This window comes from Bacillus sp. SRB3LM (genome assembly GCF_015712745.1).
Classification (GTDB): Bacteria; Bacillota; Bacilli; order Bacillales; family Bacillaceae_G; genus Bacillus_A; species Bacillus_A thuringiensis_K.
The window spans coordinates 98,799-117,344 of sequence record NZ_VWVQ01000076.1; the positions used below are offsets into that span (position 1 = coordinate 98,799).

The following is an 18,546-nucleotide window of genomic DNA, read 5'->3' on the forward strand; positions in this document are numbered from 1 at the left end:
TTCCCTCCTTTTCTTATATATAATTAGAATTTCCCTGTACATGCTCAATAAATAATTTTAACGGAACGAGCCCACGTTTTGGCATATGACTACTTATAATAGCTACTACTTCTAACTGAGGAATGATAACAATGTATTGTCCGCCATATCCCATAGCAAAATATATACAATACGGTATGTGAAATCTTTCGTTATGTAATACCCACCAGTGATATCCATATGCGCCCACATGTTCATATGTCTCAAATTGCGCCCTACTTGACTCTTCTAACCATTTCGCTGATACAATTTCTTTTTCATTCCAATATCCATTTTGCAAACATAATTTTCCTAATTTTAATAAATCGGTAGATTTCATTTTCATACCGAAGCCACCTACATATATACCCTGCGGATCTTGTTGCCACTCGTATTCGTTAATTTCTAATGAATTAAATAAATATTTCTTTGCAAACCGCTCTGTCGACATTCCAGTAGCTTCTTGAATAATATAGCTCAGTAAATGAGAAGAACCTGAATTATAATTCATTTTTGTAGCAGGTTCTTCAATTATTGGCTTTTCTAATATGTACTGTACCCAGTTCTCTGATTCTACAAAGTCATTTGGGAATACTACTCCATTCCCAAACTCTTTCCAGTCCTCACCAGTAGTCATTGTTAATAAGTGATATAGCGTTAAATCATGTTTTTCCCCAGGTACATTTTCAATCCACTCTGTAATTGATGTATGTATATCATTTATATAGCCCTTATCAATTGCAATACCAATTAATAAAGATACGATACTTTTTGTAATCGAATTTATTTTATATAAGTTATTTGCACATTCGGGTGTTTTATAATACTCAGTTGTTAATTCCCCTTTTTGATAAACAAGAAATGTATTCACTTTTTTCTTTTCGAATTTATTTTCTAGTTGCTTGAAATCCAAAAACTTTACCTCCATTTAAATAGTTACTCCATTTATTATATCTTGTTCCTTCATTTTAAACATAATTGTGCTCAAATAAAAATAAACCTGTCAGCCATAATGAACTGACAGGTTTATTTTTATAATTTCGTACGAACATTCCAAAGCTCTGGGAAGAATTGTTGATCAAGTACTCGCTTTAAATAAGAAACACCGGAGGATCCACCTGTACCCATTTTATGCCCAATAATTCTTTCTACTGTTTTCATATGACGGAAACGCCATTGTTGTAGCCAGTCTTCAATATCAATCAATTTTTCAGCAAGCTGATATAAATTCCAATATTTTTTCACATCCGCATACACTTCCAACCATGCTGCTTCTACTGTTGCATCTTCTTCATAAGGCTGCGTAATATCACGGTTTAACACATCTTTATGAATAGGGAATCCTTCTTTTACTAATGCTTGAATCGCGACATCATATAGACTTGGTGCATGTAGCGCTTTATGAAGTCGTGCATGTAATTCTGGATCCTTTTCATAAATTTTTAATGCGTGTGGCGTTTTATAGCCAAGTGCATACTCAATCATACGATATTGATACGATTGAAAACCTGAAGCTTGACCGAGTGAATCACGAAACTCAATATATTCTGATGGTGTTAATGTCGCAAGAATATCCCAAGATTGAATAATTTGAGACTGAATTTTTGATACACGTGCTAACATTTTAAAAGCTGGTTGTAATTTATCTTGTTTAATAGATTCAACCGCCGCATTTAGCTCATGTAAAATGAGCTTCATCCAAAGCTCACTTGCTTGGTGAATAACGATAAATAACATTTCATCATGATGGTCCGATAATCTTTTTTGAGAAGATAGTAAACTATCTAATTGTAAATACTCCCCATACGTCATATTCTCTTTAAAATCCGTATGAATCCCTTTTTCCATAATTACTTTTTCATTTTCTTTCATATTAGCCAAACGCCCCTTTTATATGATTCTACTTATATTGGTCTAATAACGGCTCGAACTGGACTTCCATCTGCATCAGTTAATGCAAGTGGTAATGCAATAAGTTCATAATCACCGTCTGCTACATGATCTAGTACGACATTTTCTAAAATATGAATTCCATGTTTAAATAATTGATGATGCGCTGCTAATTCTTTATCATCTAGCGGATCAACTGATGGTACATCTACTCCGATTAAACGAATACCTTTCTCTGAAAGAAACGACGCTATGTCTGCACGTAAATGAGGGATCACCTCTGGAAATTCTTCAGCTTTTCCATGTGAAGATGTACGTAATAATAATCGTTCTACACCTTCTAAATGAAAGCTTTCTAATTCCTTTTTCCCGATGCTTTCAAGATTAGAAACGTCAATAATCCGTGCTGGGCCAACATAAACTTGAACATCTAAATCCAATACTTTCTTTCCATCATTATCAAAATGAAATGGTGCATCAATATGAGTGCCTGTATGAATACTCATCGTTAACTTTCCGACATTTACTGAGCCACTTTCTTCTTTTGACCATGAAACTTCATACGAGAACGGTGTGTCTCCTGGCCACGTTGCAATATTATTATTTAGCGGTTGTGAAATATCAATCCACTCTGATGTTTTCATATTTATGCCACAACCTCTCGCTTATTTTCAAACTGCTTATACTCTTCATTTTTCATAATTTTCTTTAATATTTGTACAGATTTCCACACTTCTTCGTATGTGTTATATAAAGCGACCGGCGCAAGTCTCACCCCATTTGGCGCTCTAAAATCTGGAATTACTCCATTTGCTTTTAGTGCTTTACATATACGTGCTGCTTCTGCATGCTCTAAATAAATGTGCCCGCCTCGTTTTTCATCCTCTAATGGATTTCCAATTGTAAATTCGAAATCTTTTAATTCATGTCCAATTAAATTCAGCATGTATCTCGTAATATGTAAAGATTTCTCACGTAAACGTTCAATACCAGCATCTTTGAAAATTTCAAGTGAACCAATTAATGGTGCTGTACTTAATACGTGCGGTGTACCAATTTGATAAGCACCTGCATGATCAGCAGCTGTTAATGTATGCTCCATATCAAACTGTTTATCTTTTCTAGAACTAAACCATCCAGACAATCCTGGCAGTCTATTAAAATGTTTACTATTTACATAAAGGCCTGCAACACTACCCGGTCCTGCATTTAAATATTTATAATTGCACCAAACAGCAAAATCGACATCCCAATCTTTGAAATGATGCGGAATAGATCCTATTGAATGGCATAAATCAAATCCAATGTGAATGCCGCATTTATGAGCTTCCGTTGTTAAACGTTTCATATCAAGAATTTGACCACTTCTATATAAAACAGAAGGTAATAAAATTAAAGCGATATCATCTTCCATCGCATGGATAATATCTTCTTCAGAAAGTGTTCTACCATCTCTGCTTTTCACTCTTACTAAATGCTCATCTGGATCTAATCCTTTTAAACGAATTTGACTTTGAAGTGCATATATATCTGATGGGAATGTTAATTCATCCGCAAGAATTTTTGTACGTATTCCTTTCGGCTCATAAAATGTGGCAATCACTTGGTGTATATTCATCGTCGTGGAACCGGTTACAATGGTTTCTTCTGGTAAGGCTCCAATAAGAGGTGCAGTCAACTCACCTAATTTCTCCGAGAGAAAAAACCACGGATGCTCACCCTCTGTCCAGCCGTCAATGCCATACTCTTTCCATGAATCTAGCAAAATAAGTAACGATTTCTCTGCTCTTTTTGAAAGTAGTCCTAATGAGTTTCCATCTAAATATATCGTTCCTTCTTTTTTATAGAATTCAGTTTGAAAATCTTTCAGTTCATCATGTTTATCACATTCAAGCGCATATTCATAATTCGGTTGAAATAGTTCTTTATACATGGTGTCACCTTCTCTTAATTTTCTTTTTATTCTAACTAATTGAAATATATCACCTCAATTGATACGACGTCAATGATATTATGTCAGTTGACTTTATATATGAATTTCTTTTACAATACAGTTATATTTTCAGATATTTCAGTATAAAGAGGTGATTCTTTGAAAAACAGTACCCTTTCATCAAGAAAACACCGCTCCTTAGAAACGAAGAAGAAACTATTACACTCTGGTTACACTATTTTTATACGTAACGGATTTCAAAAAACGACAATTACACAAATTATTAAACATGCAGAAACCGGATATGGTACAGCATATGTATACTTCAAAAACAAAGATGATTTCCTAATTAGTTTAATGGAAGATGTTATGAATCGTTTTTATAATATCGCTGAACGCTCTTTTTCTCCACAAACAAAAGAAGAAGCACGTATAATGATCCAAAATCAAGTTAGAGCATTCCTGCAATTAGCAAATGAAGAACGCGCTATTTTGCAAGTTGTAGAGGAAGCGATAGGATTATCAAGAGAAATACGGCAAAAATGGGATGAGATTCGGGAACGTTTTATAAAAAGCATTAAACAGGATATTACATACTCTCAAGAAAGTGGATTGGCACAACCTAATTTAAATAAAGAGATTGTAGCACGCGGTTGGTTCGCGATGAATGAATCGTTTCTTTGGACTATTATGCAAAACGACAAAAAGATTAACTTAGAGGAAATTGTGTATACGTTAACGGAGATGTATACGACGGGGTTATATAAATAGCACACCTTCAATAAGTAAGGTGTGTTATTTTACATCTATAAAAATATATTATCTGGGTATGGTAGTGCTAAAGTAGGCTTTTCAGAAAATGAGAAATATTGTAGTTTTAAAGATTCACCATCTATCGATTTCAGTTTTCCACTAGTAACTTCACACTCAAACACAACAACAATATATTCTACCTTATCGCCATTTGCATATGTATAACGAAACTCTTCCCCTCCAAATACCCCTTTTTGTTTTTTTACTTGTACTTTCAATCCTGTTTCTTCCCATACTTCCCGAATTACTGCTTCTTCTGGAGTTTCCCCAGGTTCAATTGCTCCAGCTGGCAAACTCCAGTATTCTCCGCCAGGATATTGAAATAAGATTTCTCCCTGCTCGTTTTTAATAACTGCAGCTACACTTGGCATGAATATTAGTTCATGTCCTAATTGCTCCCGGATTTTTTTATAATATAGCGACATCGACATAAAATTCTCCCCCACTTCATTAGTAAATACCTTTATTTCCTGACATCTATTGTATAATAATACCAATAACAATTCCTATATAGAAAGGACAAGAAAATGTCTCAAGAACAACTAATAAATAGTTTTCTATCATTTTTAGGTGCTACAAAACAGCATACTAGCTTAAGGTTTTTAAATGAACTTATTAAAGCTCATCAAGAAAAAGTAAAGTGAGAAACTCTTACTAAAATAATTGACTGGGAAAAAGGTAATAAAACAGGTCATTTTTTTCCTTCCATTGAGACATACATATACCGTATTACAACAAAAGGTCTCGGGGGTACTTGTTGGACGCACTCAATTGGATTTCATTGGTTATTATCAAATCTTGGTTTTAATGTTCATTATATGTATATGGATCCCGGACATTTATGCTTACGGGTTAACTTAGACCAACCTTATTATGTTGATGTTGGTTATTGTGCACCTTTATTCCAATCTTACCCACTTTATGAATCATTTCAAGTAAGTAATGTAAGAGAAACTTTCACTTATGAAGTCTCAAATAATAAGATTGAAATTACTAGAAATCCAGGTCCCACAAAAACCTTACACATAGAACCAATACACTTATCAAATATGAAAGAACTTATTTCAAGGTCTAACGATTGGCGTACATCTCCTGTATTAAAGAAAATTCAGATTTTCGGTTATATCGATGGTATTCCAACTTCTATTAATGATAATGTTTTAAAACGATATTTCCAAGGTAAGAAAAGAGAACAAATCATTACATCTTCTGAACTTAATTATTGGATAACAGAAAGATTTTGTGTTGATAAAGAAATATATGAAAGAGCTATTGAGATTTTCAATGAAAAAATTTTCAAACAGTAAAAGCGTTACTCATGAGATTGAGTAACGCTTTTACCTTAATATATTTTTAATATTAATCTTCTTTATGATAAGCAGCTTCTACACATTCTGCTAGACGTTCCATTTGTTCTATAGTTAAACCTCGTGAAATCCAGCCTGTTAACTTATACATCATTTTATAATAAAAATTACTAGGTTCATATTCTGAAATTAATGTTAGTGCTGTACCTTCCTCATCTTCTTCTAACATATAAGTCATTGCTGAATATCCTTGCTTCATTTCACTACCTAGTGAAATAATATGGGGTGTATCGTATTCAAGAATTTCTACTTCTGCCTCAAATGTTTTCTTACCTACTTTTTGAACAGAAATATATTTATCTCCTACACGTGGATTCTCTTTATCCATATTTGAAGGATAGCGATTTTCTATTATAAACGTATTCCATTCTTTTATTTTTTCATCTTCTATTATATAGTCACATACAATATCCATTGGTGCTTTTATTACTATTTCAATTGCAAAACTCATTATACTGCCCCTCTCAAATACCCTATCCATTTCTATTTAACTAAATCATTATGCCATATTTTATATAGTGAAATACAAATGGAATTTTAACTTTTATTGCGAGAATATTTTTCGTAATAAGAAAATCATGAATAAATAATTTAAATACTTATTCATGCAAAATGTTTTACTAACAATACAACAATTAAATATAACGCAACGAGTAGTCAAGCGATGCCCATACTTTTATTTTCTTTATTTTTAAAATTTTGCACTCCTAAGCTAACTAACATAATCCCTATAAGCGTTTGTAAAATTAGCATACTCTGTTCCGAAACATCATTCCAACTATAAATAGAATACCCCCTTACAATAATTGCAAGTACAATCGTTAAGATCCTATTCATATGAAAATCCTTCCTATAAAAAAAGAAGCCACTAAGTTTCCTTAGTGGTTTTATTAACAATTTATATTTAGTAAAATTACTTTTTATGAGTTTGATATAAGTCAATAGAATTTCCTGTCCAATATAACTACGCATGTTAGCCCACTTTTTCTTTATTCAGTCTACTTACAATTCCAACAATAAATTTATATTCAACCCTTCTCTTCTTATCTTTCTTAAAACCCTCTTTCGTATCAAAAATAAAACAAGTTTTCCGAAACCAAATACGTACGTATAAAGACTCAAAATAAATAGGTTTTATAATACCTCGTTCTTCAAATTCAGTTCCATCTTTATTTTCGGTTTCTGTTCGAACAAACCACCTATTCCCGATGCCAATTTCAATATACTTCACATAAGCCCCCCTTCCGGAAATTAATTTCTAACAATTCTATTATTTCCCCGGTAAGCGCACATTCCGACAGAACATGAGCCCACAAAGAAAAAGTAGATTGCAAAAATCTACTTTATAACTTATATTTTTGCATTCGTTTATAAAATGTACTACGGGGTACATTTAATAGTTTTGCAGCTAACGAAACATTTCCATTTGTCTTTTGTAATGCTTCAATCATGCTATCACGCTGTATTTTTTCGCGAAAATGTAATGTCTGTTCTGTTTTAGTTTCAACTTGTAACTCAAGTTGTTGTTGATTTCCCATCATTGTTTGCAGCAAAAAAACTACTTGTTTTTCGCATATTTCCCGTCCTTGCGACAAAATGTAAATGCGTTCTAATACATTTACTAGTTCCCGAATATTTCCGGGCCATGTATGTTGTAAAAATTGATTGTATATACTCTTTGGAAATACAACATTCCAATTCTTCTGTTCGCAAAAGTGTTGTATAAAATATGGGATATCCTCTTTTCTTTCTATTAACGATGGAACATATAACGGATAAACGTGCAAACGATAATATAAATCTTGACGGAATTTCCCTTCTTCTACTAACCGTAGTAAATCTTTATGTGTGGCAGTAATAATACGAATATTTACTGGTACCAATTTTGAACTCCCAATTGGAGTTATTGTGCGTTCTTGTAAAACACGCAATAATGCTACTTGCATCTCTGGTGGTACTTCACCAATTTCATCTAAAAATAATGTTCCTCCGTTTGCTTGTTCAAATTTCCCTTTATATCCTTGACGTCGCGCACCTGTAAATGCACCTTCATCATAACCGAACAATTCACTTTCCATTAATTCTTTAGGCAAAGAACCGCAGTTTACAGCTATAAAGGGCCCGTCTTTTCTTGGACTATTTTCATGAATCGCTCTCGCGACATATTCCTTTCCTACTCCTGTCTCACCACATACATACACACTAGCATCAGTCGGTGAAACAAGCTTAATTTCTTCTAGTGTGTGTTGAAATGCTTTACTTGTCCCGGTAACTCCTGGAAAAGTAATTCCTTTTATAAATGTGAAAGTAGAATATGTATTCATTTGTTTGTTTTCCTTTAAATACATACATTTCCCGATCATTCTTTCATTACTATATACCGGTATCTCTAATTTAGTTTCCAATCCATGGTGCACTAACTCTTCAAGTTTCATTCTTGACCAATTAGTTACTCGTTCCCGAACGCTCTTACTCGCAGAAACGATAACATCACGATGATTACAAATAACTACTTGTTCATCACTATCAATGACATCTAAAAAACGATGGATTAAGTGTAATTCATTTTGATGAACTCTTATGCTACATTCGCGTTCAATCGCATGTGCAATTGAAGTTACCATACCGAGCATATATGGATGTGAAAATTCAATTGGACAGGAGAAATCTAGAATACCAATTAATTTCCCGTCATCGTTATGAATGGGAGCAGCCGCACAACTCCAGCTATGAGATACCACGGAGTAATGTTCAGTACCACTTATCATAATAGCTTCTTCAATTTCTAGCGCTGTTCCTATTGCGTTTGTCCCCACAGCTGCTTCCGTCCATTTTACACCTTCAATAAAATTAATATGTTTCGCTCGCTTTAACGTTTGTTTATTTCCACTTAACGATAGAACATAACCATCTGGATCGATTAATAATGCCATCATTTGTAGTTCATCAATGGTTTTTCTCATATTTTGTATTTGAGGTAATGCTATATCAAGGAAAATTTCACTCTTTTTCTTTTGTTCTTGAAAAAAAACAGAAGACAAAATTTTCTGACCTTTACTCATATGAGGATTCACATTTGCTTGTTTACATCGGTACCATGATTCTGAAATTCTTTCGTTTATACGGTTCGAATCAAGGACTCCTTCATCAATAAACTTTTTCCATGTATGTAAGTAAAACGGTGAAGCTAACATTGTATCATCTCCCTTTTAATTGTTTTGGAGATTTATAAAACATACTTTTATTATAAAACTGAATAAAAGCGTTTTCAATAAAACTAGAAAGACGACACAAATATGTTAATAATTTGAATATCCTAATGCATTTCTTTATTCTTTTTTAGTAGCACTATATTTTGTATAATGGACGCAAAGAAAATACATAACCAAAACCACTTTTGTGGATTATCATTTATAAAGAAAACAATCACGGCTATTGCAAATAAAATAGTGGATGCTAAACTAAAATATAATTTTGTTCTAATTTCTATTATCCCTCACCCCTCTGTTACTTTACAGTACATACTAACTCTTCATTTTTCATCTCTACTATGTACTCCTGTAAAACATATTCTTTCCCGCCATGGTTTTCATACCATTCATGTATTCCTTTAATATGCCTCTCATCACTTCTAATTTTCGATTCTATTTCATTATACTGTTCATAACTATCATATTCCCATATGGCAAATACTTCAGACGTACCATTCTTATTATCTTTCATCCAGCGTCCTATTAGCCTAGAACTATGCTTTAATTGATTAGGTACGTTCGTATTATTGAAATGATCATTAAATACTTCTATGAATTCATTTTTCACTACATAGTACTTCCTTCTGTAAAACATACTTCTTCACCTCTTTCATGAAAAGTATTAGTAAATCTTCCCATCACTACCGTATTATAATACTTTCCATCCGATAGTCTTTTGTCATTTTTCAAAATGCCTTCTACTTCAAAACCTAATTTTTTATAAAGATGAATAGCTTTCTCGTTTGTCTCTAATACTTGTAAAGATATTTTATTCACTGCATTTTCGTCAGCCCATTTAATAGATTGTTGTAATAGGCTCTTCCCCATTCTATATCCCCAAAACTCTTTTAAAATGCAAACGCCAAACTCCACTTTATGAGATAATCTCTTAAAATTTGATCCTTCACATCTTGAAAATCCAACGATTTGATTGTGCACTTCTGCAACTAAAAAGAGATTCTTAGTCTCTTCACTATCTGTTTTTATTATTTTTTGAAATCCTAGATTATCTATAAATCCCTCTCCAGCATCTCTATCCATATTTTCAGTTTCTCCATCAATCTGAACTCTAATTTTCGATAACTGCTCAGCATCTTTCTCAGCTGCAGAACGAATTGTATAAGTTAATCCATTTATATAAAACTCTTGCTCTTTTACAATCATGTCAAACTCCTTTCAAATGAATATAATGGCGCTATTACAACTTGTTTACCTTGTTTCTCAAAGTCCTGAACAGTTTCTTTACTAGCCTCTTCGTCAGTTATAATAATGTCAATTTCTTTTAGAGACTCTCCTCTTATAAAACAATCTATTCCAAGTTTATTATGTGGAACTAAACAAATATTTCTTCTAGCAATTTCACTTACTCTTTTACTAAAATAAGCAACTTCAGGTGTTGCAGTACTAATACCTTGTAATGAAATGCCTCCACCTGTAGAGAAATAAAGATCAATAGAAAATCTACTTATCAATTCAGAGGCAAGTGTATCAGTAATATTCCCTGAAGGTTTTACTTTTCCGCCAATTAAATACGTATCAATATTCTTATATTCTCGTAGATAACCAGCTATTTCTATAGAATTCGTAATAACCGTAAATGATACTTCTGGTAAATATTTCAGCATCGCATTATGAACGGAAGCCCCACCAATAAAAATTGAATCACCTTCTTGTATATAAGATACCGCAACTCTTGCAATTGTGTCCTCATACATTGAGCTATCACTATAACGTTTAGCTGGTTCCGCAGCTAAGTTTCTCACTCGCGTAAGTTCAATTGCACCTCCGTGCGTTCTTTTTAATAAACCATCCTTTTCCATAATAGACAAATCTCTTCTTATAGAATCAATAGACATATCAAATCTTTCCGCAAGATCCTTTGCGATTACTCTTCCATCTGTATTAAGTAGTTCTAAGATTCTCTCTCGACGTTCTTCAGTAAACATGTCATCACCACCGTTATTGAAGATTCAGAAACTTAAACTTTATTTTAATTATATGTATGCCTCTTCCATTTTACAATATTTTCAATTCTTATTTATTCCGTTTTATACAGTCTTCTCCCTCTTTCTATCCTGTTAACTTGACAACCAAATAAATATATATCTGTATATTATGCAAAAACACTTCCATTCACCTTCCTATTGATGTAAAATTATTCCTATGTTTTACTTTTTAATACAGAAAGGGATTACTATGAAACCATTAATCAAAACGACATGTACAGCATTATTATTTACTGGAATATTAACAGGATGTAATAGCAATACTACATCAAAACAAGAAAAGAGTGCTCTCGAAAAGAATGCAATGCACTATGGAGAAATAGTTAAAAACGAATACTATAGAGCGACAGTTGAAAATGCAAAGTTTGAAAAAATAGACAAAGAGCGGCGCCTTACTACTCGTGTTATGATTAATAATGTTCGGGACGATGGACAAACTATTGATCTTTCGGAAATAAAATATTTCATACAAGATGAAAAAACTGGTCAGAAATATGAAGGTGAAGCTCATCCGATAGATGACGAGCACTATAAAAATGTTCCACACGAATTCTCTTTAACTACTGACGTTGTGTTTGAACTGAAAACTTCACCAAAAGATTTAAATAATATGTATTTATACATAGATAGCAAAGCAGCGCCGTTAACAGATACATATTGGAAGCTTGATAATTTAGTATCTAAATAGAAAGACCAGTCTTACATGACTGGTCTTTTACATTCATACATTTAACTTTCATTAACACTTATAATAATTTTCTAATAACAACTTGAATAACATCAGCTAAACCAGTGTGCCCTTTCCCTTCAATTCGCTCTTGTTCGCCATTAAAGAAATGAATTACCTTATGTTCTTCACACCAAGTAAGGATATCAATTGGATCATACAGCATATCAACATCTTTTGGTCCACCAGTACCATAGTTTATTTGTTTTTTTGAGTAAACTTCAAACATAATTAAACCACCAGGCTTTATCGTTTGTATCATTTTACCTAATATCATTTTTTTATAATCATCATGAAAATGTCCAAATACCATAATTGCTGCATCATATTCGTTTTCTGGCAAACTATCAGCTAATAAATCTACTTTTTTTGTATGCACGTTTACGTTATGCTTCTCTGCCAATTTTTTTGTCTTCTCTAATCCATCTTCCGAATAATCAATAGCTGTTACTTCGTTCCCTTGTCTTGCTAGAAATATAGCATTTCTACCTTCTCCCTCCGCGAAAGCTATTACTTTATTGTGATTTGCTAAACGAAATGCTTGTTCTTTAATAAATGTATTAGGTTCTTCCCCGTAAAAATATTCATCTGATTTATATCGATCATTCCAAAATTTAGTCATCATCTTCTCTCCTTCTTCATATCATTTTCCAACTACAATTAAAGATATCAAAGAGTCTTTTTATCCTTAATTAATTTAAAAATAAAAGCAGATTAAAAATCCACTTTTATTTTTTTCGCAAGATCTACGATTTTTTGATTTCGTAACTCTTCTTCCATTTTCTCTTCTGCTGCAAGCATTACTTCATTAATTAAACATCCAGGTTTGTCATGTAAACAACATTCAAACAATGATGTTTTACCTTCAATTGCATGTATAATATCTAAAAATGAAATATCTTCCCAATTCTTACTAAGCGAGTAACCGCCCTTTGGACCAGATGATGAATGTATCATCCCTTCCTTCGTCAACTTAGTTAGTATTTTAGACAAGTACGTTGGTGAAACATTTTGCATTTCTGCTAATTGGTGAACACTAACTAACTTATTTGGTGTAGCCTTTGCCAGAAAAAGCATTGTATGAAGAGCATAATTTGTAGCTTTAGAATATTTCATAATACAGCTCCTATTGTAGACTTCATGTATCTACAATAACTTTATTTTTTTATTATGTCAAACGTTTGTAATACTCCATACAACATTATTTCTTCACAAGTAATACATCTGCCGCGCAAATCGTCACTTCTCTAAATGGAGAGTCAAATAAAACACCTAGTTCAAAACCATCTTCAGTAAGAGCTATTTCATGATATAACCACCAAGCATTTTCAAAGTTTTCCAGCATAGAACACTTTGTTACTCCTATAAAGTGAAACTTTAATCAGTGGGGGTTTTGTTCATCTCCCACTGATTATTAGCTCTAACCAATCGGGCTTTTACGGGCAGTTAATTCCCACCTAACTTCTTTGCTTTCGCTGCATTTTGAGGTGGGTGTCTTACTGCCCGTTAATGCGGGATAAAAGTTATTTCAAGTTTATCAAATTCACTAAAAGTACCAATGCAATCTAATACGATAGACAAAATATCTTCTGACTTTCTCTTTACTACTTTAATTACACTATCTTGTAGTGATGTCTTGTGTAACTGAGCAACATTTGACGGAAGTTTTTTCTCAATGGAATTAAAATATTCTACGTATGATTGATCTAATTATTCCACTCTTTTCTCATAATCTGTTGACCACTCTCGCATACGTTTTTTCAATTCACCTGATGGGTACTCTGAATTAATTGTGATGTTTTGTATAATTGAGTATATCGATTCAGGAAGGAATTTTAATAAATCTATTTTCCTTTCCTCTATTTCTTCCTTTAAACTTTGTATATCCATTTCCGACCATTCTTTTATAGACTCTATAAAACTTAAAAATTCTAAAAATTTATTTTTTTATACCAATCTCTTGTAAAATATTTCAATGACACCTCTCCTAAAACATCTTTACATCCAGTAAAAACAATATATCCACTTATTATATCATTCCAATAACTATTTTTTCTAAAGAAAAAATGTAAAACTGTAAATATTCCGCCTATTATTTCTAAAACTTCAGAATATTTACAAAAGTATAAAATTATAATACATTTTAGCTGTACAAGATTCACCTGTACAAAAATCCAAACAAAAAGGGATGGTTATATGTTGAAGAAATTAGTAGCAGGTACATTAGTAGCGGGATTTGCATTTACTGGAGGACTAGGAGTAGCAAGTGCTGAAGAAAAAAGTAACACAATTAAGTCTTTTGATTATTTAAAAGTGGATGAACAGAACGTTAATTCACTTACAAAATTAAGTGATCAAGATAAAAAAGACATCCAAATTACTATGGTATTACCAGAGCAAAATGAAAATGGAGATTGGTTAGCTTACGGTTTTACTAGTAGAGAAACATTGGATGCTTATATTGAAAAGGATAAAAAAGCACTTAAAAATAAAATTAATCCTTTAGGTAGCGGCGCTGGTAGTACTGATTTTTATGAACATATAAATAAAGGTGGACAATACATTTACTGGAGCAGTGGCTTTAAAAACTTACCTTCTAGCTGGAACGACAGAATTTCTTCTGTAAGTACGGCTTCACCTTCTGCAAGTTATTCAACGACACTTTGGGAGCATACTTCTACACAAGGATATGGAAAAGGTGTTGTATTTAAACACGCTGATTGGTATGGTAAAACTGCTAATTTAGCTCCTGAATGGAACGATAAAACTTCAGCTATTGACGTAAAAAAATAATAGGATATTCAATTTCTTCCGTAAAAATTCAAACCACTATTCTCTTATTCATTTAGAGAATAGTGGTTTATTATAATTCCATTTAAGCATGTACAGCATGCCCTACTGCTTGCGATAGCGCTTCATGAATCGCTTCAGATAAAGTCGGATGCGCTGCAATATAATCTCTCATAATATCGGCAGTAACTTCCGTATGAATCATTACAGTTCCTTGACCAATTAGTTCGGTTGCACGTGGACCGATAATAGAAATCCCAACAATTTCTTGATATTTAGGTTCCACAATAACTTTTACTTTCCCCGTTTGTTCTCCAATAATAAGCGCTTTTCCGTTCGCTGTAAAAGGAAATTCTCCAATTTGTATGTCACCGTACTGCTCTTTTGCATCTTTTTCTGTTAGACCAACGCTAGCAATTTCTGGAGCGGTATACATACAACGAGGTACAGCATGATAGTTAACTTTTACATCTTCTCCGCTCGCGTGTAATGCTGCCGTCGTTCCTTCATGGAAGGCAACGTGAGCAAGCTGGATGCCACCAATTACATCACCAGCTGCGTAAATATGTGATACATTGGTTTGCATATGTTCATTTACAGAAATTCCTTTATTTGAATATTGAATGCCTGCTTTTTCTAAATCTAATTGTTGTATACGTGGTTTTCGGCCGACTGAAACGAGAACAAATTCTGGATTAACTTCTTGGATACTTCCTTCATATTCAAATAATGCCTGCTTCTTATAACTATTTAATCCTTTTAAAGCTGCCCCTGTACATATTTTTACGCCATCAGTTTCTAGTTTTCCTCTTAAAATATGTGCGATATCTTCATCTTCACCAGGTAATAATTGTGGTGCCATTTCAATAATTGTAACTTTTGTTCCAAGACGACTATAAATACTTGCAAACTCGCACCCTATTACACCACCGCCAACGATTAATAATGATTTCGGTATATGATCTATGGACATTGCATGGCTACTATTTAAAACCCACTTTCCATCAAATGGAGCAAAGGGTAATTCAGTCGGTTCTGAACCTGCCGCTATAATGAACTGTTCTCCATCTACTACATCTTCTTTATCACCGTATGTAACTCGCACACGATGATCCGTTTCGAATTTCGCTTTTCCTTTTACAACTTTAATTTTATTTTTCTTCATTAAATATTGTATTCCTTGGACGAGTTGCATTACGATTTGTGATTTCCTTGCCTGTATTTGATCCCAATCAATTGATATACTTCCTGTATTAAGCATAACCCCATAATCATTCGCTTTTCTCACAATGTCATGCACTTCTGCACTTTCTAACAATGATTTCGTCGGCATACACCCAACATTCAAACACGTTCCGCCAAGGTCAGCTTCATCAATAAGAGTGACCTCTTTTCCATTTTGAGCCGCGGTAATTGCCGCTACATATCCAGCTGGTCCGCCTCCAATTACAACTAATTTACTCATTCTCTCACCTTCTCTTTATAAAAGAATTGTTATAGGTTCTTCTAAATAATATTTAATTGTGCGTAAAAATGCAGCTGCTGGTGCACCATCTAGTACACGATGATCGAATGTTAAACTTAAAGGTAACATACTACCTTTTTTTAATTTTTTCCCTTTATATACAGGAACATGTTCAATTGCGCCAATACCTAAAATACCAGTCTCAGGTGTATTTAATACAGGTGTGAAATATTCAATACCAAAGCTACCTAAATTACTAATTGTAAATGTCGTTCCGTGCATATCATCACTACTTAAGCTACCTGCTCGCGCCTTTTGTGCCATATCCTTAATCTCTTTAGACAACTCTACTAAAGATAAATTATTTGCAAAGCGAATAGCTGGAACGACTAATCCTTTTTCTAATGCGACTGCCATACCTAAATGAACATGTTCAAATTGATGAATTGCATCATCTATATAAGCGCTGTTCATTTCTTTATGATCCCCAAGCGCTAATATAACAGCTCGAGAAACGAAATCCGTAATGGTTAATTTGTTATCGTATCGTTTTTGTACAACTTCCGCTATTTCTTTATGTAAAGCAACTAAATCTGTAACATCTACTTTCATCGTTAAGGTTAATTGTGCGCTATTTTGTAAGCTTGCGTGCATACGATTTGCGATTGCTTTCCGCATACCAGTAACAGGAATGGCTTTACTTTCTTCTTGTTCAAGTACTTCTGGGATTGCTACTCTTTCTTCAAGCGCCTTTAATACATCTACCTTTGTAATTCTTCCGCCGGGGCCTGTACCAACTAATGCCTTGAAATCCAGATTTTCAGACTTTGCAATTTTCTTCGCTACAGGTGAAATTTTAATTCTTTGCTTCGATACTTCTTTCCCATTTGGTTCTTGATTTTGTACATTTTGTACTTCTATATTAGATGTTTTTTCTTCTACAACATGTGTGCTTTCCTGCATTTCTACTTTTTCATTCGGTTTACCGATGTAGCAAATTACAGTACCAGGCGGCACTCCTTCATCTTCACTTACAGCTATATCAAGTACCGTACCATCAACTGGCGCTTCAATTTCCGTTTCAATTTTTTCTGAATTAATACTAGCAATCAGTTCTCCTTTTGCTACATTATCGCCTGCTTTAATATTCCAGCTCGTAATAATACCTTCTTTCATCGCCATACCTAACTTCGGCATTACAACTTCTACAGCCATGTTTCTCTCTCCCTTCACATCGTTTTATTACACATGTAATAAAGATTGGTCTCCAATCATTTCTGATACAGTTTCAATTACTTTTTCTGGCGTTGGCAAATACAATTTTTCAAGTGGTGGTGAAAACGGAACCGGCGTATGTGGTGCTGTAATTCGTTTAATGGGTGCATCTAACAAATCAAAACCTTTATCCGCTACAATTGCCGCAATATCTGTTGCGATACTACATCTTGGATTCGCTTCGTCAATAACGATAAGACGATTTGTTTTTTCAACAGATGATAAAATCGTATCTTCATCAAGCGGTGATAAAGATCGTGGATCGATTACTTCTACTTCAAGCCCCTTTTTCGATAATTGCTTTGCAGCTGCAAGCGCTGTATGAACTTGCTTTCCGATTGCGACAATTGTTACATCAGAACCTTCCCGTTTAATATCTGCTTTTCCTAATGGAATTGTATAGTATCCTTCTGGCACTTCACCTTTCATATTGTAAAGTGTTTTATCCTCAAAGAAGATTACTGGATCATCATCTTCAATTGCTGCTAATAATAAGCCTTTTGCATCATACGGCGTGGAAGGAACAACAACTTTAATACCTGGTATGCTCGTAAATAATGCGTACAAACTTTGTGAATGCTGAGCTGCTGCACTAAAACCAGCGCCATGCATCGTACGTACTGTAACGGGTACTTTTGCTTTACCTCCAAACATATAACGGAATTTCGCACCTTGGTTTAATACTTGGTCAAGACAACTACCGATAAAATCATTAAACATTAACTCAGCTATCGGACGTAACCCAGTTGCAGCAGCTGCCATCGCAGCTCCCATATAACCTGCTTCAGAAATTGGTGTATCTAAAATACGATTCCGGCCAAATTCTTGTACTAGCCCTTTTGTAACACCAAGAACACCACCCCAAGCTTCATCATCTTGCAGATGATCAACTTGTGCACCGCCTGCAACGTCTTCACCTATTAAAATTACATTTTCATCACGACGCATTGAGATTTTCATTGCTTCATTAATTGCAGTTGACATACTTACTGTTCTAGTCATAATTTTTCA

General features: G+C 33.7%; 20 protein-coding genes and 3 pseudogenes. 4 read left to right on the forward strand and 19 right to left on the reverse strand.

What is annotated here, in order from left to right; all coding sequences use genetic code 11:
* Window positions 1-13 precede the first annotated feature (13 nt).
* The 4 genes from F3I02_RS21630 to kynU all read right to left on the reverse strand — a co-directional run bounded on the left by F3I02_RS21630 (window position 14) and on the right by kynU (window position 3,841).
* Window positions 14-931, reverse strand: a complete 918-nt coding sequence (locus tag F3I02_RS21630; protein ID WP_163051203.1) for a serine hydrolase domain-containing protein — start codon at window positions 929-931, stop codon at window positions 14-16.
* A gap of 119 nt (window positions 932-1,050) precedes the next feature.
* Complete coding sequence (gene kynA / locus F3I02_RS21635) at window positions 1,051-1,890, reverse strand: tryptophan 2,3-dioxygenase (protein ID WP_000661972.1); 840 nt, start codon at window positions 1,888-1,890, stop codon at window positions 1,051-1,053.
* A 32-nt stretch (window positions 1,891-1,922) separates the two neighbouring features.
* On the reverse strand, window positions 1,923-2,552 hold the full coding sequence (gene kynB, locus F3I02_RS21640) for an arylformamidase (RefSeq protein ID WP_000858074.1): 630 nt from the start codon (window positions 2,550-2,552) through the stop codon (window positions 1,923-1,925).
* Window positions 2,553-2,554: 2 nt separating this feature from the next.
* On the reverse strand, window positions 2,555-3,841 hold the full coding sequence (gene kynU, locus F3I02_RS21645; RefSeq protein ID WP_196478416.1) for a kynureninase: 1,287 nt from the start codon (window positions 3,839-3,841) through the stop codon (window positions 2,555-2,557).
* Between the two features lie 159 nt (window positions 3,842-4,000).
* Between kynU and F3I02_RS21650 the strand changes: the two genes are divergently transcribed.
* The gene (locus F3I02_RS21650) at window positions 4,001-4,612 is read left to right on the forward strand and encodes a TetR/AcrR family transcriptional regulator (protein ID WP_196478417.1); all 612 of its coding nucleotides are present in this window, start codon (window positions 4,001-4,003) and stop codon (window positions 4,610-4,612) included.
* A gap of 35 nt (window positions 4,613-4,647) precedes the next feature.
* On the opposite strand, the gene F3I02_RS21655 is transcribed toward F3I02_RS21650, so the two are convergent.
* The gene (locus F3I02_RS21655; RefSeq protein ID WP_000062925.1) at window positions 4,648-5,085 is read right to left on the reverse strand and encodes an NUDIX hydrolase; all 438 of its coding nucleotides are present in this window, start codon (window positions 5,083-5,085) and stop codon (window positions 4,648-4,650) included.
* A 96-nt stretch (window positions 5,086-5,181) separates the two neighbouring features.
* Here F3I02_RS21655 and F3I02_RS21660 point away from each other — a divergent pair.
* Window positions 5,182-5,986: pseudogene (locus F3I02_RS21660) on the forward strand (arylamine N-acetyltransferase family protein).
* Between the two features lie 27 nt (window positions 5,987-6,013).
* On the opposite strand, the gene F3I02_RS21665 reads toward F3I02_RS21660, so the two are convergent.
* The 7 genes from F3I02_RS21665 to F3I02_RS21695 form a co-directional block, all read right to left on the reverse strand.
* Window positions 6,014-6,472, reverse strand: a complete 459-nt coding sequence (locus F3I02_RS21665; protein WP_000006414.1) for an SRPBCC domain-containing protein — start codon at window positions 6,470-6,472, stop codon at window positions 6,014-6,016.
* A gap of 206 nt (window positions 6,473-6,678) precedes the next feature.
* On the reverse strand, window positions 6,679-6,858 hold the full coding sequence (locus F3I02_RS21670) for a DUF3953 domain-containing protein (RefSeq protein WP_002164057.1): 180 nt from the start codon (window positions 6,856-6,858) through the stop codon (window positions 6,679-6,681).
* 136 nt (window positions 6,859-6,994) lie between these two features.
* Entirely contained in the window at window positions 6,995-7,252 is a 258-nt protein-coding gene (locus F3I02_RS21675; RefSeq protein ID WP_000873842.1) for a DUF3977 family protein, read from the reverse strand.
* 112 nt (window positions 7,253-7,364) lie between these two features.
* The gene (locus F3I02_RS21680; RefSeq protein ID WP_163051211.1) at window positions 7,365-9,215 is read right to left on the reverse strand and encodes a sigma-54-dependent Fis family transcriptional regulator; all 1,851 of its coding nucleotides are present in this window, start codon (window positions 9,213-9,215) and stop codon (window positions 7,365-7,367) included.
* 313 nt (window positions 9,216-9,528) lie between these two features.
* Window positions 9,529-9,867: an NIPSNAP family protein gene (locus F3I02_RS21685; RefSeq protein ID WP_163051213.1), complete on the reverse strand. Its 339-nt coding sequence runs from the start codon at window positions 9,865-9,867 to the stop codon at window positions 9,529-9,531.
* Entirely contained in the window at window positions 9,840-10,436 is a 597-nt protein-coding gene (locus F3I02_RS21690) for a GNAT family N-acetyltransferase (RefSeq protein ID WP_196478418.1), read from the reverse strand. The genes F3I02_RS21685 and F3I02_RS21690 overlap by 28 nt, the downstream gene beginning before the upstream one ends.
* Window positions 10,433-11,218 (reverse strand): DeoR/GlpR family DNA-binding transcription regulator, encoded by a 786-nt coding sequence (locus F3I02_RS21695; RefSeq protein ID WP_196478419.1) that lies wholly within the window; start codon window positions 11,216-11,218, stop codon window positions 10,433-10,435. Before F3I02_RS21695 ends, F3I02_RS21690 begins: the two co-directional genes overlap by 4 nt.
* A 250-nt stretch (window positions 11,219-11,468) precedes the next feature.
* Here F3I02_RS21695 and F3I02_RS21700 point away from each other — a divergent pair, with 250 nt between their 5' ends.
* Complete coding sequence (locus F3I02_RS21700; protein WP_098906109.1) at window positions 11,469-11,966, forward strand: hypothetical protein; 498 nt, start codon at window positions 11,469-11,471, stop codon at window positions 11,964-11,966.
* 58 nt (window positions 11,967-12,024) lie between these two features.
* On the opposite strand, the gene F3I02_RS21705 is transcribed toward F3I02_RS21700, so the two are convergent.
* The 4 genes and pseudogenes from F3I02_RS21705 to F3I02_RS21720 form a co-directional block, all read right to left on the reverse strand.
* Complete coding sequence (locus tag F3I02_RS21705) at window positions 12,025-12,630, reverse strand: class I SAM-dependent methyltransferase (RefSeq protein WP_196478420.1); 606 nt, start codon at window positions 12,628-12,630, stop codon at window positions 12,025-12,027.
* 89 nt (window positions 12,631-12,719) lie between these two features.
* Window positions 12,720-13,121 (reverse strand): Rrf2 family transcriptional regulator, encoded by a 402-nt coding sequence (locus F3I02_RS21710; protein ID WP_000877650.1) that lies wholly within the window; start codon window positions 13,119-13,121, stop codon window positions 12,720-12,722.
* Between the two features lie 85 nt (window positions 13,122-13,206).
* Window positions 13,207-13,374 (reverse strand): annotated as a pseudogene (locus F3I02_RS21715) (DUF4085 family protein); the annotation flags it as partial.
* Window positions 13,375-13,520: 146 nt separating this feature from the next.
* Window positions 13,521-13,981 (reverse strand): annotated as a pseudogene (locus F3I02_RS21720) (DUF4085 family protein); the annotation flags it as partial.
* 220 nt (window positions 13,982-14,201) lie between these two features.
* Between F3I02_RS21720 and F3I02_RS21725 the strand changes: the two are divergent.
* Window positions 14,202-14,798, forward strand: a complete 597-nt coding sequence (locus tag F3I02_RS21725; RefSeq protein WP_196478421.1) for a hypothetical protein — start codon at window positions 14,202-14,204, stop codon at window positions 14,796-14,798.
* Window positions 14,799-14,880: 82 nt separating this feature from the next.
* Here the strand turns inward: F3I02_RS21725 and lpdA are convergent, their stop codons facing one another.
* The 3 genes from lpdA to acoB are packed head-to-tail and all read right to left on the reverse strand — an operon-like array spanning window position 14,881 to window position 18,537.
* The gene (lpdA, locus tag F3I02_RS21730; RefSeq protein WP_196478422.1) at window positions 14,881-16,260 is read right to left on the reverse strand and encodes a dihydrolipoyl dehydrogenase; all 1,380 of its coding nucleotides are present in this window, start codon (window positions 16,258-16,260) and stop codon (window positions 14,881-14,883) included.
* A 15-nt stretch (window positions 16,261-16,275) separates the two neighbouring features.
* Window positions 16,276-17,475 carry a dihydrolipoamide acetyltransferase family protein gene (locus F3I02_RS21735; protein WP_196478423.1) on the reverse strand — a complete coding sequence of 400 codons (1,200 nt, stop codon included), beginning with the start codon at window positions 17,473-17,475 and terminating at the stop codon, window positions 16,276-16,278.
* A 27-nt stretch (window positions 17,476-17,502) separates the two neighbouring features.
* Window positions 17,503-18,537, reverse strand: a complete 1,035-nt coding sequence (gene acoB, locus F3I02_RS21740; RefSeq protein WP_000198898.1) for an acetoin:2,6-dichlorophenolindophenol oxidoreductase subunit beta — start codon at window positions 18,535-18,537, stop codon at window positions 17,503-17,505.
* Window positions 18,538-18,546 lie beyond the last annotated feature (9 nt).

Excerpts from the sequence above, each read along its gene's own strand:
- kynA (WP_000661972.1), bottom strand. The coding sequence starts at position 1,890 with ATGAAAGAAAATGAAAAAGTAATTATGGAAAAAGGGATTCATACGGAT.
- kynB (WP_000858074.1), bottom strand. The coding sequence starts at position 2,552 with ATGAAAACATCAGAGTGGATTGATATTTCACAACCGCTAAATAATAAT.
- kynU (WP_196478416.1), bottom strand. The coding sequence starts at position 3,841 with ATGTATAAAGAACTATTTCAACCGAATTATGAATATGCGCTTGAATGT.
- F3I02_RS21655 (WP_000062925.1), bottom strand. The coding sequence starts at position 5,085 with ATGTCGATGTCGCTATATTATAAAAAAATCCGGGAGCAATTAGGACAT.
- F3I02_RS21665 (WP_000006414.1), bottom strand. The coding sequence starts at position 6,472 with ATGAGTTTTGCAATTGAAATAGTAATAAAAGCACCAATGGATATTGTA.
- F3I02_RS21670 (WP_002164057.1), bottom strand. The coding sequence starts at position 6,858 with ATGAATAGGATCTTAACGATTGTACTTGCAATTATTGTAAGGGGGTAT.
- F3I02_RS21680 (WP_163051211.1), bottom strand. The coding sequence starts at position 9,215 with ATGTTAGCTTCACCGTTTTACTTACATACATGGAAAAAGTTTATTGAT.
- F3I02_RS21685 (WP_163051213.1), bottom strand. The coding sequence starts at position 9,867 with ATGTTTTACAGAAGGAAGTACTATGTAGTGAAAAATGAATTCATAGAA.
- F3I02_RS21690 (WP_196478418.1), bottom strand. The coding sequence starts at position 10,436 with ATGATTGTAAAAGAGCAAGAGTTTTATATAAATGGATTAACTTATACA.
- F3I02_RS21695 (WP_196478419.1), bottom strand. The coding sequence starts at position 11,218 with ATGTTTACTGAAGAACGTCGAGAGAGAATCTTAGAACTACTTAATACA.
- F3I02_RS21700 (WP_098906109.1), top strand. The coding sequence starts at position 11,469 with ATGAAACCATTAATCAAAACGACATGTACAGCATTATTATTTACTGGA.
- F3I02_RS21705 (WP_196478420.1), bottom strand. The coding sequence starts at position 12,630 with ATGATGACTAAATTTTGGAATGATCGATATAAATCAGATGAATATTTT.
- F3I02_RS21710 (WP_000877650.1), bottom strand. The coding sequence starts at position 13,121 with ATGAAATATTCTAAAGCTACAAATTATGCTCTTCATACAATGCTTTTT.
- F3I02_RS21725 (WP_196478421.1), top strand. The coding sequence starts at position 14,202 with ATGTTGAAGAAATTAGTAGCAGGTACATTAGTAGCGGGATTTGCATTT.
- lpdA (WP_196478422.1), bottom strand. The coding sequence starts at position 16,260 with ATGAGTAAATTAGTTGTAATTGGAGGCGGACCAGCTGGATATGTAGCG.
- F3I02_RS21735 (WP_196478423.1), bottom strand. The coding sequence starts at position 17,475 with ATGGCTGTAGAAGTTGTAATGCCGAAGTTAGGTATGGCGATGAAAGAA.
- acoB (WP_000198898.1), bottom strand. The coding sequence starts at position 18,537 with ATGACTAGAACAGTAAGTATGTCAACTGCAATTAATGAAGCAATGAAA.